Below are 14,942 nucleotides of genomic sequence, written 5' to 3' on the forward strand. Positions count from 1 at the left end.
TTAAAAGAAAAAGGTTGTCGGATAACGATACGTTCCGAAAAAACTAAGTAAAGACATATGTAACAATGAAGATGATACCTTGTAACGGGAATGCGAATTTAAAAGGAAGAGAATATGAAGCTTTAGTTCGTTCATAAAAGCCTCCAAGTTACACAACCTAGCCCATAGGAACATAAGTTATACATGTTTCTATGGGCTAGGTTTGTGGCTGCCATACCTCTTATATTAAAATAATTTGAGTTGGCCAATTCTTTCTACTGCCTCAATTAATCGTTCTTCATCGACAAGTAATCCCACCCGAACATAACCTTCTCCAAAGGTCCCAAAGCCTTTTCCTGCGGCAACAGCTACATCAGCTTTTTCCAGTAAGTAGTCAGCAAATTCTTCACTATTGTATCCTTCAGGCACTGGCATCCAAGCAAAAAACGATCCTGAAGGAGACTTGCCGTGCCAGCCAACCTTTTCACAAGCGTTCATGAATGCATTTCTACGTCTCTCATATCGAGCAACAAGTTCGTCTACACTTGTTTGATCCCCATTTAATGCATCGGCTGCAGCTTTTTGAATCGCAGGGAATAAGCTTACATACATATGGTCTTGAAGAAGGTTGATGGCTTCAATGATTTGTTCATTTCCAACTGCAAATCCAATTCTCCACCCAGCCATATTATATGTTTTTGATAATGTATACATTTCAATACCAACGTCTTTCGCTCCGGCTGTGGCTAAGAAACTTTCAGGTTTCTTTCCATCAAAGCCGATAGCACCATAAGCAAAATCATGCAAGATGGTAATGTTGTTTTCCTTAGCAAAAGCAACAGTTTCTTCAAAAAATGTGGAATCAGCTGTCGCGCCTGTTGGATTATTAGGATAATTCAAAAATAGTAGGCGGGCATCCTTTTTTTGTTTTTCTGTAAATTGCGAGTAATCAGGTAGAAACTGATTTGCTTCTTTTAAAGGAAAGGTTTCGTATTTTACATTTGCCAAAACCGCACCAGATTCATAATCAGGGTAACCTGGATCTGGTAAGAGCATTAAATCTCCCTCATTGAGTAGGCATAATGGAATTTCTACTAAACCTGCTTTTGCGCCAAAAAGGATAGCTACTTCTTTTTCAGGCTCAATTTCTACCCCATATTCACGCGCATAAAAGGAAGCGGCGGCCTTCTTTAATTCATTAATTCCTCTAAAAGGAGAATATTTATGTGTCATTGGGTCTTCTGCAGCTTGCTGAAGTGATTGTACAATATGTGCAGGTGTTGGCTGGTCGGGATTGCCTTGTCCTAGGTTAATAACATCTCTGCCTTCAAGTTTTGCAGCAGCAACTTTTTGAACAAGGGAAGCAAAAAATTGTTGAGGTAATTGCTTCAAACGATGCGATAATTCCATTTTAATCCACCTTCATTCATTTAATCTATATACGAACGCATTTTATAACCAAAAAGACAAATTGTCCAGTTAATTTTATATAAAAGGAAATATTCGATTTCCTTTTTTGTTTTAAAAGAATAAAGGAAAGGTAGTTGGATCACTAAACCCATTTTCTTGGGAGATTGGATGTAGCATTATTTCGAACATTGACAAAAATAAAAGAGAGTAGTAATATCATATCATAAAAATTAAATGAAAAGCTTATCCAGAGAGACTGAGGGACTAGGCCCTATGACGTCCGGCAACCCCCAATATTGGGAAGGTGCCAATTCCTGCAGAATGATATCCATTCATTCTGAAAGATAAGGCGGAATAAAACCAATGCCTCTTTCAGATGATGAATAGTGGCTTTTTTTATTGGTTAAAATTCTGGTTACAGCTATGGGGAGGAAACATAATGAGAAAGTGGCTAATTGTTTTATTCATTGCAACTGTTTGTTTACTAACAGCATGTGGCGGAGGTTCAGACACGAGTGGAGAAAAGGTGGATGAAACGAAAGAACTAAAAATTGGTGCTACTGCCGGTCCTTATAGTGATATGTTGAAAAAAGCTATTGTACCTGGTCTAGAGGAAAAAGGATATAAAGTAACTGTCGTAGAGTTTAGCGATTATATCCAACCTAACAAAGCTTTAAATGAAGATGATATACAAGCTAACCTTTTCCAACATACAATTTACTTGGAGAATTTTGAGAAAGAAAATAACATGGACTTAGCACCATTAATTATTGTACCAACAGCCCCAATGGGGATTTACTCGAATGTGTTTAATTCAATTGATGAGATTAAAGACGGTGCAACCATTGCTATTCCAAATGACCCAACGAATGCAGCACGCGCTTTAAATACGTTAAATGACGAAGGTCTAATTACGATTGATGAAAACGCCGATCCACTAACAGTATCTGAAAAAGATGTGAAGGAGAATAAAAAGAATTTAGTTTTTCAACCGATTGAAGCAGGACAATTACCAAGATCTCTTGAGGGTGTGGATCTTGCTGCAGTTCCTGGTAACTTTGCGTTGGCAGCCGATATGGACTTATTAAGTGCATTAGCACTAGAAAATATGCTTGATGATTATCGCAACGTGGTTGCAGTTAAAGCAGACTTTGAAGATAAACAATATGCGAAAGACTTAAAAGAAGTGGTCGAGTCTGCAGAATTTGAAAAAATTATCGACGAAGAGTTTCAAGGATTTGGAAAGCCAGCGTGGATGAAATAACGAAGTAATAATAAGCAAGAAACCGGACAAAATTATATGGATTTGTCCGGTTTCTAATAATAGTTGTAGAATACTGTTAAACTTATCTGTGCATAATTTGTATTTTGGTCATTCCTGTACTTATGGATTGTCGAACAACTTTTTCATCCTGGTCATTGACGTTTTTCAACCATTTGTGAAATATTGGTTGTAAGCCGTAAAAGGAAGTGACTCTTCTATACATTTCATCTTTATTGAATTTTGTTTGATAAGATGCGAGAGCTTCTTTGGTGAATTGATCTCCGAAATCCCAATATAGCCCTGCAAAGTCAAACGCCGGGTCCCCTATTTGCGTATCTGTAAAGTCTATAATTCCTGATATTTCCTTTTTGCTTGGATGATAAAGGATATTGGCACTTGTTAGATCACCATGAATCACCACTTTTGCTTCTTTAAATTTTGACACCGCTAAAAACATTTTATCAATTTCTTCTTTTTCTGCGTCTTTTAAGAACGGAAATATTTTTTTAATCAGGGCTTGATGTAATTGCGCCCAATAATTTTCACTATGTAGTTCTTCTATATTACATTTCTTTGCTTCATCTATATCCAGACGATGTAATTCTGTAAGAAATGTTCCTAACCGCTTGGCTTCATATAAAGGAGGAGTAATCAATGAATGAGATAATGCTTGTCCTTTAATGAAGTGGTAAAAAACACCAATCATTTGTCCGTCTTTATTATAAAATGGAAGATAATTTGGTATTTCAATAATGGAAGAAAGATATGAGAGCTGGTGAAGTAGCTTTATTTCCTTTTTTATTTTCACTAATACTTGTTTTGTTTTTGGTATTCGGATGACATATGTTTGATTAACAATATAAATATGATGATCCCAACCAGAATGATTGCTTTCAATCTGTATTTCCTGAAGATGCGGGAGATGGTTTTTAATTAATTCCTTCATGGAACAGTCTCCTTTTTTATTATTTTGTATAAATCGTTTTTTGAGGGGGAAAATAGGCGAGACATCTTATAAAAGGGGAGTGAAAGCAATGGAAAAAAAGTATGATAATCAAGTGGATGAGAAAATTATTGCTGCTCAAAATGAAGCTCAACAATACAATCAAATGGATACAGAATTAGAACAGTCAGAAGAAGTACAAGCAGCAATGGAGAAAAGTTATGAGTATGAAGTGACGAATCAACAACCGACATATGAACCGAATAAACCATTTTAATTAGAAAGAAGAGACTTCCATTACGTGGAGTCTCTTCTTTCATTATAGCATACCTTATTTTACATTGATGCTGTTTGATGTGTCTGTTTACTCCCATTATGTTCGGTTCGTCCATAAACTAAAAAGTAAAGAATAATTGAAGCAATCGACACTATCCCCATGTAAATGTATAACATACTGTAGCCAGTTATAGGAATCAGTAAACCTAATAAATAGGGTCCAAAACCTAAACCACCATCGAGAAAGATAAAGAAGGTGGAAGTAGCTAGCCCCATGCGATGGGATGGCGTTAATTTGACCGCAATCGCTTGTGTACAAGACTGCATATTACCAAAGCCTAAGCCAATCAAAGCCCCCGCCACTAATAACATAACACCATTTGATGAATTACTAAGTAAGAATAGACCTACTCCAAATAAAATGAACGCTGGATACATCACGTAATTTGCCCCTTTGCTGTCCATTAATTTACCAGTGAAAGGACGGGATAGTAAGACAGCGATGGCATAGACAAAGAAGAAAAAGCTAGCAGCATTTACTAAGTCCTTTTCAATTGCATAAAAGTTAATAAAAGACAAGACGCTTGAATAACAAAATGCGACTGTTAATGTGACGAGTGCAATTGGAAGTGCCTTTGGTTCAATAAAGCTAGATAATTGAAAACCAGATGATTGAAATTGAGCTTTTTGATCTTCAGTTAACTCTTTCACATTCACAGTTAACCCGATAAGTAGGCCAATAATACCAAGAATCAAACAAAAAATGAAAATCGTATGAAAAGTTGTGTATTGACTCATTAACATACCGATAAAAGGTCCTATTGCTGTCGCTAAAGTATTACTCATACTAAAATAGCCGATTCCTTCACCTTTCCTTGTTTGCGGTATAACTGAAGCGACAATTGTACCACTTGCTGTACTTGCCATCCCTAATGTTAAACCGTGGATAAAGCGGGTAATAAGTAAGAAATTGACATCAATTTCAATAAAATAAAGACTTGTTGATAAACTAAATAATAGTAAGCCAATGATTAAAGTCTTCTTCCGTCCAATACGATCAATATATTTACCGATAAACAATCTTCCTACCAATGTTCCTATAATAAATATGCCAGTAACTAAGCCAGCTTGGCTGGCGGTCGCATGATGTGCTTCAACGGCATACACCGCAATCGTAACCATTAATAAATAAAACACTAATGTTAGAAAAAAGTTTACGGAAGAAACGGTGATAAAGTCCTTGGTCCATAATTTTTCTTTTGTTGAACTCATATTCTTTTCTTCCTCCTTACAAATTGCTTTTAATACTATCAAAAATACGAATACATTCTTCTTGTTCCTCAGGTGTGATTCCCTCTAATATTTCCATTTCGAACTGATCAATCGGAATGCGGATTTTTTTGTATATGCGTTCACCTTCGTTCGTTATTTTCATTTTCTTTTCACGTTTATCCATGCTTGGGATTTTTTCTACATATCCATATTCCTCAAGCTGATTTATGGTCCTCGTAACTGTTGGCTTTTCGACACCTTGATATGCAGCAATCTCTACTAAAGTTGTTGGACCAAAATGGTAGAGATAATAAAGAATTGTCCACTGTGCCCGTTGTAATTGATGTTTCGTTAATAAGCTGTTTAGTCTATTCTCAAAAGGGCGATAAAGCATCATAAAGTGATGAAAGAACCTTTGGCTAGCAATAATAATATTCACCTCATTTAAAATAGTTATCAATGGTAACTAATATACTATAACAAAAAGCCGTCTTGTCTGTCTATGGGCGATAGATTTTTTTCTGTAAAATGGTAAATGTTATGTTAAAATTGTATTTCTTTTAAGAGATGTTTGTAGGCGACATTTAAATTGTTATAATAACAAGTGTTAGTTAAAAGTGAAAAGTAGTACAATTAAGAAAATAATTGTCAATTTTCTAAAATATTGATATATTTAAATAGAACAATTGAATATTTTCAAAAATAGGTGTAAATAGAATGCTAGCTTGTCTATTTACTTAAAAGGGAAGTACGGTTGGATTCCGTCGCTGTCCCGCAACTGTATTTGCGAGTGATATGAAAGATACCACTGTTTCCTAAAAATGGAGATGGGAAGGTTTCGTATCATGTTGACCATAAGCCAGGAGACCTGCCTGTTTAGTGTAAACATCAATTCCTACGTGGATATAGGAGGTGTTAAGTACGGGTAATGAATACATGCCAAGGTCGCATGTTTATTTTAGTATTCGTTTGAACTTAACAACTTCTTTCTAGAAGTTGTTTTTTTAATGGATTGATATGGTAAAAAGGTGAGCAAGAACGGAGGAAAAAGCTTTGTTTGGAACCGTTCCTTATTATGTGAACATAATGAAATCAACGATCATGATGAACAGCTATTCTGCTGAGAGTTATAGTTTAAGAAAAGTATTAGATCAGTATAAAGAAGACATCCGAACACTCTCTGTAGAAGAAGAGAAGATCCAAATATATTTAAAGAATGCTGAAAGGGCTTACAGCATTGTCAGGCACGATGTAATTGGATGGGAGGAAAATGATTGTGAGCATGGAGGAGAAGTATATACCAGGGTTAGAGGGAATCATAGCTTCTGAGACCAGCATCTCATTTTTAGATACTGTTCATGGAGAGATTGTCATAAAAGGTTATGACTTAATTCAACTTTCAAAAACGAAAAGCTATTTAGATATTATCCATTTACTTCTAGAAGATCAATTACCAACAGACGAGGAAAAAAATTCATTAGCTAATACGTTAAAGTCCTATTATGAAATACCAACGGCCGTAATGGAGGTTTTTACTCATTTACCAAAAGGAACACATCCAATGGATGGGCTCCGCACTGGCATCTCAAGCTTGGCTGGATATGATTCGACCTTAGATGATAGGTCGAAGCAAGCAAATAAAGAAAGAGCTTATCGTCTACTTGGCGGAGTTCCGACAATTGTAGCTAACAGTTATCGTATATTACAAGGTCTGGAGAGAATTGAACCGGATAAATCCCTATCATATAGTGCCAACTTTTTCTATATGTTAACTGGTAGAGTACCTTCCGATTTAGAAGAAAGAGTATTTGACCAATCATTACTTTTATATAGTGAACATGAAATGCCAAACTCAACATTTGCAGCAAGAGTAATTGCTTCCACGCAATCCGATCTATTTGGAGCGTTAACGGGCGCAGTTGCAAGTTTAAAAGGTAGCTTGCATGGCGGTGCAAATGAAGCGGTTATGTACATGTTGAATGAAGCGGAAAGTGTCGCTGGCGTGGAAGGTCTCTTCTATAAAAAACTATTTAAAAAAGAAAAGATTATGGGCTTTGGTCATAGAGTTTATATGAAAAAAATGGACCCAAGAGCATTAATAATGAAGGAAGCTCTACAGGAGTTATCCATACAAAATGGAGATGATTCGTTGCTTCGAAAATGTGAAGCAGGAGAAAGAATCATGGAAGTTGAGAAAGGGCTATACCCTAATTTAGATTATTATGCCGCACCGGTTTATGGCATGTTAGGAATTCCTATCCCACTTTACACACCGATTTTCTTTAGTGCAAGAACGGTTGGTTTATGTGCCCATGTCATTGAACAGCATGAAAACAACCGCTTATTTAGACCGCGGGTCATTTATTCAGGTGCACGTCATACTTTACCAAATTGAGGAGGAGTACGAGTAAATGCTGAAAACGAATGAAAAGGTTGAAACCGATGTTATTTTAACGGAAATTGCTGATTATGTATTGGATTATGAAATAACAAGTGAAGAGGCTTATCGCACGGCACATTATATCTTGCTCGATACAATTGGTTGTGGAATATTAGCGCTTGATTATCCTGAATGTACAAAACTACTTGGTCCTGTTGTGCCAGGAACGGTTGTACCTAATGGAACAAGAGTCCCTGGTACATCATTTGAATTAGACCCCATTAGAGGTGCATTTAATATTGGCTGTATGATTCGCTGGCTGGATTACAATGATACATGGTTAGCTGCTGAATGGGGGCATCCTTCTGACAACCTTGGTGGTATTTTGGCAGTTGCAGATTATTTAAGTAGGCAACGTCTTTCAGTTGGTAAAGAGCCAGTTAAAATGATTGAAGTCCTGGAAATGATGATCAAGGCTCATGAAATTCAAGGAATATTAGCGCTAGATAATAGTTTAAATCGCGTGGGTTTAGATCATGTACTGTTTGTTAAAGTGGCAACAACTGCTGTTACGGCAAAGATGCTTGGTGCAACAAAAGAAGAGGTGATTCATGCATTATCACTTGCATGGGTGGATAATTCTGCATTAAGGACATATCGTCATGCGCCAAATACGGGTTCAAGAAAATCATGGGCTGCTGGAGATGCGACAAGTAGGGGTGTTCAGTTAGCTATGATGGCTGTGAAAGGTGAAATGGGCTATAACAGTGTCTTATCTGCACCTAACTGGGGATTTGAAGACGTTCTGTTTAAAGGGCAAAAACTTACCCTACAAAGAGAGTTAAGTGCTTATGTAATGGAAAATGTGTTATTCAAAGTTTCTTATCCGGCAGAATTTCACGCGCAAACTGCAGCGGAATGTGCCGTTTCACTTCATCAAAATGGCGATGTGGGTGATTTAAACGATATCGATCGAATTACGATTACCACACATGAATCAGCGATTAGGATTATCGATAAAACAGGTCCATTACATAATCCAGCTGACCGCGATCACTGTATTCAGTACATTACAGCTATTGGTTTATTAAAAGGAAATATTCGCGCTGAGGATTATGAGGATGATGTAGCTAGCGACCCCCGAGTAGACACCTTACGAGAGAAGATGGAGGTAGTGGAAGATCTGCAATACTCGAAGGATTATTTAGATCCGAACAAGCGCTCAATCGCTAATGCAGTTCAAATCCATTATAAGGATGGAACTTCTTCTGAGAAGATTGAATGTGAATATCCATTAGGTCATCGATTCCGCCGTGACGAAGCGATTCCAAAAGTATTGCAGAAATTCGAGTATAATATTAAAACTCATTTTTCAAACAAGGCACAAAAAAGCATTGCTGGAGCTATTTCCGATCAAGAAACGTTAAAAGAGATGGCAGTAAATGAATTTATGAATTTATTCTTAATCTAGGAGGGGATGCAAGATGGCATGGATTGTTCATAAACCTGTGACTCAACAAGATTTAGCTGAGCAATTTCGTTCAAAAATGCTAGATAAGAATATATTGCAAATACCTGGGGCGCATGATGCAATGGCAGGCTTAATGGCAAAACAAGCAGGCTTTCATGCTCTGTACTTATCAGGCGCTGCATATACGGCAAGTAAAGGACTGCCAGACTTAGGTATGGTTACATCTACTGAGATGGCAGAAAGGGCGAAAGAAATTATTCGAGCAACTAATTTGCCATTACTTGTTGATATTGATACAGGGTTCGGTGGGATATTAAATGCGGCAAGAACAGCTGTAGAAATGCAAGAAGCTGGAGTGGCTGCTGTGCAGATAGAGGATCAAAAGTTACCGAAAAAATGTGGCCATTTAAATGGAAAACAGCTTGTAACATCAGAAGAAATGATACAAAAAATTAGAGTAATTAAAGAAGTTGCCCCTCATCTAATGATAATAGCAAGAACAGACGCACGAGCGGTGGAAGGACTTGATGAAGCGATTGAACGAGCGAAAGCATATGCAGAAGCTGGAGCGGACGCTATTTTCCCAGAAGCATTAAAAACGGAAGAAGAGTTTAGTCTATTTTCACAAGCGATTTCAATTCCTTTACTAGCAAATATGACTGAATTTGGTCAGACACCTTACTACTCAGCGGATGAATTTTCACAAATGGGCTTTCAAATGGTTATCTACCCTGTTACTTCATTAAGAGTGGCAGCGAAGGCATATGAAAACGTTTTTAATATCATTAAAGAAACAGGGTCACAAAAAGATGCACTTGCTAATATGCAAACAAGAAAAGAACTATATCAAACAATCAGCTATGATGATTTTGAAGAATTAGATGATACATTAGCAAAAACTATATTGACAGAAGAATAATTGTATAGGCGTTCGGTTATACAGCCGAGCGTCAACCTTCCTTAATTATTTTACTTCATAAAAGATTAGGAGAAATGAAAAAATGAACGCAAGGAATGAAATAATTATACAGCACCTAATTGGGGAAATGGCCAGTAATAAATACTTTATTAATGTGTTATTGCATAAACAAGAAACGCTCAATGATAACCTTATTTGGCTTATGATGAAGTTGAAAAAGCGTGGTGAAATGAAAATCACGGATATCTCTACAGATTTCTATATGTCCCCAGCAGCTGCAACGAATATGAGTGATAAATTAAAGGTACTTGGTTTTGTAACTAAAAGTAGAGCACATAATGACCGTCGAATTGTTAGTGTTCGTTTAACACAAGAGGGAGCGGCCTATATTAATGCCTTATTTAATACTTATTCGTATGAACAATTGTGTTCTCTTCAACAGCAAATATCTACCATCAATACTTCTCTTGAAAAAATAGCAAAAATTATCTAATGCTTTTTTTCCCGAATAAAAGAGGATAAGGTCATTTAACAGTAGGTTCTGTTTTACTCACCTTATCCATTTTTATATATTCTTTCGGATATCGTTCATATAATACTTGAAAGCCATAATTAATTAATGCATAGGCGAAGGCAGAAATAAATAATGAAAATGATGTGAATTTATACAGTTTATAATGACCAATTTTTTGAAAGAAAGCATTGAAAGGATAGGCAAATAAAAGGTCAATAATTAGATTAAGACCGACATATCGAAAAAACTTCCCGTATGTTAAATGGAACACCCAAATATTAATTGTGAATAACGGTCCCAATATAAAGGCAATTGAATCATAAAGCATGTATTTCTTTCCGCCCTTTACCCTCCACCATTTAAAAACAAACGAAAATAATGTTTCAATTAAAAGGATGCAAGAGCAAAATAAAGTAACAGGAAGAAACCTTTTAATTGATTTACCAGGAATAAAAAACATCGTTCCCCATAAGATGATGGCATTAAATACACGAAAGAAATTAGCTGCACTCAAGTTTACCCTCCTCTAAAAACATTATTATCATTAGAATGTGATACATCAATAAAATTATGTGTGCAAGATGTATTTTTAAGAATATATCTAGTTGGTAAAAATGAACAATATAAACAGTAATAATAAGCGGAGGCATTCTATGAAGGGAATTGGCATTCTTCAATATGGCGATATTCACCAATTACGTGAAATTGTATTAGTAACACCACCAGTTGGTAATGACGAGATATTAATTCAAATAAAAGCGAGTGGCGTGTTAGAGAGTGACTGGCAATTAAGGTCGGGGCAACGTTTGAGTGACAATCTTAACTTACCGGTCATTCTAGGAAGTTCGGGAGCCGGAATCATTAAAGCAATTGGAAAAGACGTCTCCCAGTTTAAAGTTGGTGACAAAGTTTTCTTTCTAACAACTATTTCTACATATGGGACATATGCCAACGAAACGTTAGTACCATCATCTAATGTTTGTCTCATGCCTAATAATTTAACATTCATTGAATCGGCTGCTCTATTAGAAAGTAGTATAGCGGCATGGCAAGCAACAGTTGAGGGGAGGGTGAGGGAAGGAAGCCATGTTCTAATCTTAGGTAGTCAAACGAATGTAGGTTTGATGCTCATTCAATTATTAAGGGCAATGGGCACAGTGGTAGGCATACTTTCCGAAGATGTAAAGCAGAAAGATGTCATTCATATTGATGGGGATTGTCTGGATCCTATTCATAAGCAACAACGCTTTGATCTACTAATTGATACAATTGGACAAGGCTATCCATATTTAAGTGCGTTAAGGTGGTTGAAGCCAGAAGCAGAAGTGCTAAAATTCACAAAACCGAAATTTCAAGTCGTTGATAAAGAATGTTTGTCAATAAGATATATTACTACATATTCAATTAAGAAGGGGTTAGAAGAGATAAAACAATTAGTAGAAAAAGGTAATCTAACCCCAGTTTTGGCGCATGTGTATCCGTTGAATATTGAAGGTATACAAAAAGCCCACATAAAAAAACAATATGGTCACTGTCAGGGGGAAATTGTTGTCTGCCATCGAGGATAAAAGTAGTTAAGATTTTTTAGAGTTTGATAAAATAACTACAATCATTTCGTAACGCGAAGTTTTCTGCCTACCAATCACCTCTAGGCATGTTATAATAATTCGTGAAAATTCAGAATAAGGAGGTCGCTACCTTTGACACTATTGCAAGATATTTATCAAAAATCACTCTATACTTTAAGCGGTCATGGAGTGCGACAAGTGGAAGTGCTTAAAGAAGCCTTCCGTCATGTACCAGAAGATGTCACTAGCGATTTTTACGGGGAAGGTCAAATCATTGCAGAATTTGAAAAAAAGATGGCAACATTATTAGGAAAAGAAAAAGCAGTCTTCTTTCCGAGTGGAACAATGGCGCAACAAATTGCTCTGAGAATCTGGAGTGATAAAAAACAATCAAAAAAAATTGCCTATCATCCATTATGCCACCTAGAAATTCATGAACAAGATGGTCCTAAGATGCTACACGAGTTTGATGTAACATTCGTCAGTGAAGAAAGTAGACCTGTAGGCTATGAAGAGATTAGTCACTTAGATGAGTCGTTCGCTGCATTGTTATTAGAGTTGCCACAGAGAGAAATAGGCGGGTCCGTACCCCCATTTTCAGAACTTCTGCAAATGGCGAATCATTGCCGCGAGAATAATATTAAACTACATTTAGATGGTGCGAGATTATTAGAAGTGCTTCCTTATTATGAAAAGAGCGCAGAAGAAGTAAGTGCATTATTTGACAGTGTATATCTTTCTTTTTATAAAGGTGTAGGTGGGATAGCTGGAGCAATTTTAGCAGGTGATGAGTCTTTTATTGAAGAAGCAAAGATTTGGAAAAAAAGGTTCGGCGGAGATCTCATTAGTCTTTACCCTTATATCATTCCAGCAGACTATTATTATGAAAAAAGAAAAGATAAAATGAAGCGATATTATGAAATATCACGATTCTTCGCTGTGCGATTTAATCAAATAAATGGTTTATATACAAAACCAAAAATACCCCAATCAAATATGTTCCATCTTTATTTTGAAAAAGACATCGAGGATATAGAACAATTGTTGAAATTGGTGTATGAGGAATGCGGTGTGGGTATCACATCTAGAGTTCAAAAGAAAGATAACGAGTATTTTGCTGAAATTAGTTTTGGTGATGCAGTTACGGTTATACCAGAAACAGTAATAGAAAAAATGTTTTTAACAATCAAACAAAATATATAATTCTTATTCATAGAATGAGAGAAAAAAATATATACAGGAAAGCAAAAAGCTGCTTATGCAGGCTATTAGGAAGAAATATTGATGACTCCCTTTTAGGAAAAATATAGAAATGCAAGAGGCGATAGATATGAGAAGAAAGACAATGCTATCAAAGTACTGAAAGGTGAGTTTTCTGAAAAGTAAGCTTATCAAGATCGAAAATAAAAAGATGAGAAGGATAAGTAGAACTTTAAAAGATATCAATGGACATTCCTCCTTCTATAAAATTTGTAATGGACCTCTGAAGTAGCCTTTATATTAGTATATGTATACATAGTGAATCCTCTCAAAAAAAGGGTGCCGTTCATAAAAAAACGGCAAATATCACAGTTTGATTAAGGAGATGTTAACAATTAAGGTGATCATTATCGGATCAGGCATAGTTGGAGCGAGTGCTGCTTATCATTTAAGTAGAAACGGCATCGATGTTACTGTAATTGATGCGAACCATGAAGGTAGGGCATCTGCTGCAGGAGCTGGAATTGTTTGTCCATGGATTACTCATCATAAACATCCAGATTGGTATACATTGGCTCGAAGGGGAGCTTTGTATTATGGAGAGCTCACTAAAGAATTAGAAAATGATGGTGAATGGGATATAGGATATAAACAGGTTGGTGCACTGGCAATAAGCAAAGAGGATGAGGTAATAAAACAATTTCAAGCGGAGGCAATGAGCAAACGAGCTGCGGCTACGCCTGAGGTAGGAGATATTAAGCGCTTATCAGGGGAGGAAGCACGAGGTTTATTCCCGCTATTGAATATAGAATATCAAGCACTTTATGTGAGTGGGGGAGCTAGAGTGGATGCACATTTACTTTGTCAAGCGATGCAAAGAGCGTCTTCCTTACATGGGGCTCAATTTGTAGAAGGCAAAGCAAGTCTTACTCTAAAGAATGGGCATGTAGTTGGTGCAGAGGTAAATGGAGAATTATATGCGTGTGACCAAATCATTGTAACGACTGGCGCATGGACAAATGAGTTTCTTTCACCCCTTCATTGTTCTATTGCTATTAAACCACAACGTGGGCAAATTATTCATTTCGGTGTAAAGGAACATATTACTTCAGACTGGCCAGTTGTTATACCGGATTCTAGTTACTATATGCTTGCCTTTGATGATCAAAGAATCGTTGTAGGTGCAACGAGAGAAACGGGGGCAGGATTTGATTATCGATTGACAGCTGGAGGAGTGAAAGAAGTAATTGAAGCAGGACTGGAGATGGCAGCATCATTAGAAAATAGTTCAATTTCCGAGATGCGTGTAGGTTTTAGACCAATGGGACCCGACACCCTTCCGTTATTAGGTAAACTGCAAGGACATCATAATGTCACTATAGCCACAGGCTTGGGGCCGTCGGGGATAACAATGGGTCCTTATATAGGCGTAGTAGCTAGTGAAATCGCTTTGAATCATACTTTACCATTTGATCTTACTCCTTATGACCCCTTAAGATAATGAATGATGTTTTGCCTTGGTCATTGATACCAAGGCAATTATTTTTGGAAAGGATGAGGTTTGTGATTTATAAAAAAGAGATAAAGGGTCAGGTTATAGAAGTGAAAATGGAATGGCCGTAAAAGTAGAAATGTCGCTTGAAATAATCTCAATGTAATCTGCCGTTCATTGTAAGTGGAAATTGATTACGTGAAAATATAAAACAGATGTATATCTTACTCAAGAAGAAAAAAAAGGGAGAATTG

At 36.5% G+C, this 14,942-nt stretch carries 15 protein-coding genes and 2 riboswitches; of the genes, 10 read left to right on the forward strand and 5 right to left on the reverse strand.

The features are described from left to right. Positions 1 to 225: 225 nt before the first annotated feature. On the reverse strand, positions 226 to 1,389 hold the full coding sequence (locus MHI57_RS20975; RefSeq protein ID WP_095370292.1) for a pyridoxal phosphate-dependent aminotransferase: 1,164 nt from the start codon (positions 1,387 to 1,389) through the stop codon (positions 226 to 228). 240 nt (positions 1,390 to 1,629) lie between these two features. Beyond that, positions 1,630 to 1,740, forward strand: a riboswitch (SAM riboswitch). Positions 1,741 to 1,828: 88 nt separating this feature from the next. Here MHI57_RS20975 and MHI57_RS20980 point away from each other — a divergent pair. After that, complete coding sequence (locus tag MHI57_RS20980; RefSeq protein ID WP_095370291.1) at positions 1,829 to 2,653, forward strand: MetQ/NlpA family ABC transporter substrate-binding protein; 825 nt, start codon at positions 1,829 to 1,831, stop codon at positions 2,651 to 2,653. A gap of 82 nt (positions 2,654 to 2,735) precedes the next feature. On the opposite strand, the gene MHI57_RS20985 is transcribed toward MHI57_RS20980, so the two are convergent. Next, complete coding sequence (locus MHI57_RS20985) at positions 2,736 to 3,599, reverse strand: aminoglycoside phosphotransferase family protein (protein ID WP_095370290.1); 864 nt, start codon at positions 3,597 to 3,599, stop codon at positions 2,736 to 2,738. Positions 3,600 to 3,687: 88 nt separating this feature from the next. Between MHI57_RS20985 and MHI57_RS20990 the strand changes: the two genes are divergently transcribed. After that, complete coding sequence (locus tag MHI57_RS20990; RefSeq protein WP_095370289.1) at positions 3,688 to 3,873, forward strand: hypothetical protein; 186 nt, start codon at positions 3,688 to 3,690, stop codon at positions 3,871 to 3,873. Positions 3,874 to 3,932: 59 nt separating this feature from the next. On the opposite strand, the gene MHI57_RS20995 is transcribed toward MHI57_RS20990, so the two are convergent. Next, entirely contained in the window at positions 3,933 to 5,144 is a 1,212-nt protein-coding gene (locus tag MHI57_RS20995; protein ID WP_095370288.1) for an MFS transporter, read from the reverse strand. A 16-nt stretch (positions 5,145 to 5,160) separates the two neighbouring features. Next, positions 5,161 to 5,604 carry a MarR family winged helix-turn-helix transcriptional regulator gene (locus MHI57_RS21000; RefSeq protein ID WP_224934930.1) on the reverse strand — a complete coding sequence of 148 codons (444 nt, stop codon included), beginning with the start codon at positions 5,602 to 5,604 and terminating at the stop codon, positions 5,161 to 5,163. 227 nt (positions 5,605 to 5,831) lie between these two features. After that, positions 5,832 to 6,034, forward strand: a riboswitch (cobalamin riboswitch). A 163-nt stretch (positions 6,035 to 6,197) separates the two neighbouring features. Between MHI57_RS21000 and MHI57_RS21005 the strand changes: the two genes are divergently transcribed. The 5 genes from MHI57_RS21005 (at position 6,198) to MHI57_RS21025 (ending at position 10,407) form a co-directional block, all read left to right on the forward strand. Continuing rightward, entirely contained in the window at positions 6,198 to 6,473 is a 276-nt protein-coding gene (locus MHI57_RS21005) for a hypothetical protein (protein WP_340978130.1), read from the forward strand. Beyond that, the gene (gene mmgD / locus MHI57_RS21010) at positions 6,418 to 7,539 is read left to right on the forward strand and encodes a citrate synthase (RefSeq protein ID WP_157734003.1); all 1,122 of its coding nucleotides are present in this window, start codon (positions 6,418 to 6,420) and stop codon (positions 7,537 to 7,539) included. The genes MHI57_RS21005 and mmgD overlap by 56 nt, the downstream gene beginning before the upstream one ends. A 16-nt stretch (positions 7,540 to 7,555) precedes the next feature. Continuing rightward, positions 7,556 to 8,995 carry a bifunctional 2-methylcitrate dehydratase/aconitate hydratase gene (locus MHI57_RS21015; protein ID WP_095370284.1) on the forward strand — a complete coding sequence of 480 codons (1,440 nt, stop codon included), beginning with the start codon at positions 7,556 to 7,558 and terminating at the stop codon, positions 8,993 to 8,995. Positions 8,996 to 9,008: 13 nt separating this feature from the next. Continuing rightward, positions 9,009 to 9,914: a methylisocitrate lyase gene (gene prpB / locus MHI57_RS21020; protein ID WP_095370283.1), complete on the forward strand. Its 906-nt coding sequence runs from the start codon at positions 9,009 to 9,011 to the stop codon at positions 9,912 to 9,914. Positions 9,915 to 9,996: 82 nt separating this feature from the next. Further along, the gene (locus MHI57_RS21025) at positions 9,997 to 10,407 is read left to right on the forward strand and encodes a MarR family transcriptional regulator (RefSeq protein WP_095370282.1); all 411 of its coding nucleotides are present in this window, start codon (positions 9,997 to 9,999) and stop codon (positions 10,405 to 10,407) included. 31 nt (positions 10,408 to 10,438) lie between these two features. Here MHI57_RS21025 and MHI57_RS21030 read toward each other — a convergent pair whose 3' ends face one another. Next, positions 10,439 to 10,942, reverse strand: a complete 504-nt coding sequence (locus MHI57_RS21030; RefSeq protein WP_233435300.1) for a hypothetical protein — start codon at positions 10,940 to 10,942, stop codon at positions 10,439 to 10,441. Positions 10,943 to 11,081: 139 nt separating this feature from the next. On the opposite strand from MHI57_RS21030, the gene MHI57_RS21035 reads away from it, so the two are divergent. The 3 genes from MHI57_RS21035 (at position 11,082) to MHI57_RS21045 (ending at position 14,697) form a co-directional block, all read left to right on the forward strand. Continuing rightward, the gene (locus MHI57_RS21035; RefSeq protein WP_340978131.1) at positions 11,082 to 11,996 is read left to right on the forward strand and encodes an NADP-dependent oxidoreductase; all 915 of its coding nucleotides are present in this window, start codon (positions 11,082 to 11,084) and stop codon (positions 11,994 to 11,996) included. A 132-nt stretch (positions 11,997 to 12,128) separates the two neighbouring features. Continuing rightward, positions 12,129 to 13,199, forward strand: a complete 1,071-nt coding sequence (locus MHI57_RS21040) for a threonine aldolase family protein (protein WP_340978132.1) — start codon at positions 12,129 to 12,131, stop codon at positions 13,197 to 13,199. Between the two features lie 382 nt (positions 13,200 to 13,581). Beyond that, a complete protein-coding gene (locus tag MHI57_RS21045) occupies positions 13,582 to 14,697 on the forward strand; it encodes an NAD(P)/FAD-dependent oxidoreductase (protein WP_340978133.1) in 1,116 nt (371 codons plus the stop codon). The last annotated feature ends 245 nt before the right edge of the window (positions 14,698 to 14,942 follow it).

The sequence above is a fragment of the Cytobacillus sp. FSL K6-0129 genome (assembly GCF_038007625.1).
GTDB lineage: Bacteria > Bacillota > Bacilli > Bacillales > Cytobacillaceae > Cytobacillus > Cytobacillus kochii.

Excerpts from the sequence above, each read along its gene's own strand:
- MHI57_RS20975 (WP_095370292.1), bottom strand. The coding sequence starts at position 1,389 with ATGGAATTATCGCATCGTTTGAAGCAATTACCTCAACAATTTTTTGCT.
- MHI57_RS20980 (WP_095370291.1), top strand. The coding sequence starts at position 1,829 with ATGAGAAAGTGGCTAATTGTTTTATTCATTGCAACTGTTTGTTTACTA.
- MHI57_RS20985 (WP_095370290.1), bottom strand. The coding sequence starts at position 3,599 with ATGAAGGAATTAATTAAAAACCATCTCCCGCATCTTCAGGAAATACAG.
- MHI57_RS20990 (WP_095370289.1), top strand. The coding sequence starts at position 3,688 with ATGGAAAAAAAGTATGATAATCAAGTGGATGAGAAAATTATTGCTGCT.
- MHI57_RS20995 (WP_095370288.1), bottom strand. The coding sequence starts at position 5,144 with ATGAGTTCAACAAAAGAAAAATTATGGACCAAGGACTTTATCACCGTT.
- MHI57_RS21015 (WP_095370284.1), top strand. The coding sequence starts at position 7,556 with ATGCTGAAAACGAATGAAAAGGTTGAAACCGATGTTATTTTAACGGAA.
- prpB (WP_095370283.1), top strand. The coding sequence starts at position 9,009 with ATGGCATGGATTGTTCATAAACCTGTGACTCAACAAGATTTAGCTGAG.
- MHI57_RS21025 (WP_095370282.1), top strand. The coding sequence starts at position 9,997 with ATGAACGCAAGGAATGAAATAATTATACAGCACCTAATTGGGGAAATG.
- MHI57_RS21035 (WP_340978131.1), top strand. The coding sequence starts at position 11,082 with ATGAAGGGAATTGGCATTCTTCAATATGGCGATATTCACCAATTACGT.
- MHI57_RS21045 (WP_340978133.1), top strand. The coding sequence starts at position 13,582 with ATGTTAACAATTAAGGTGATCATTATCGGATCAGGCATAGTTGGAGCG.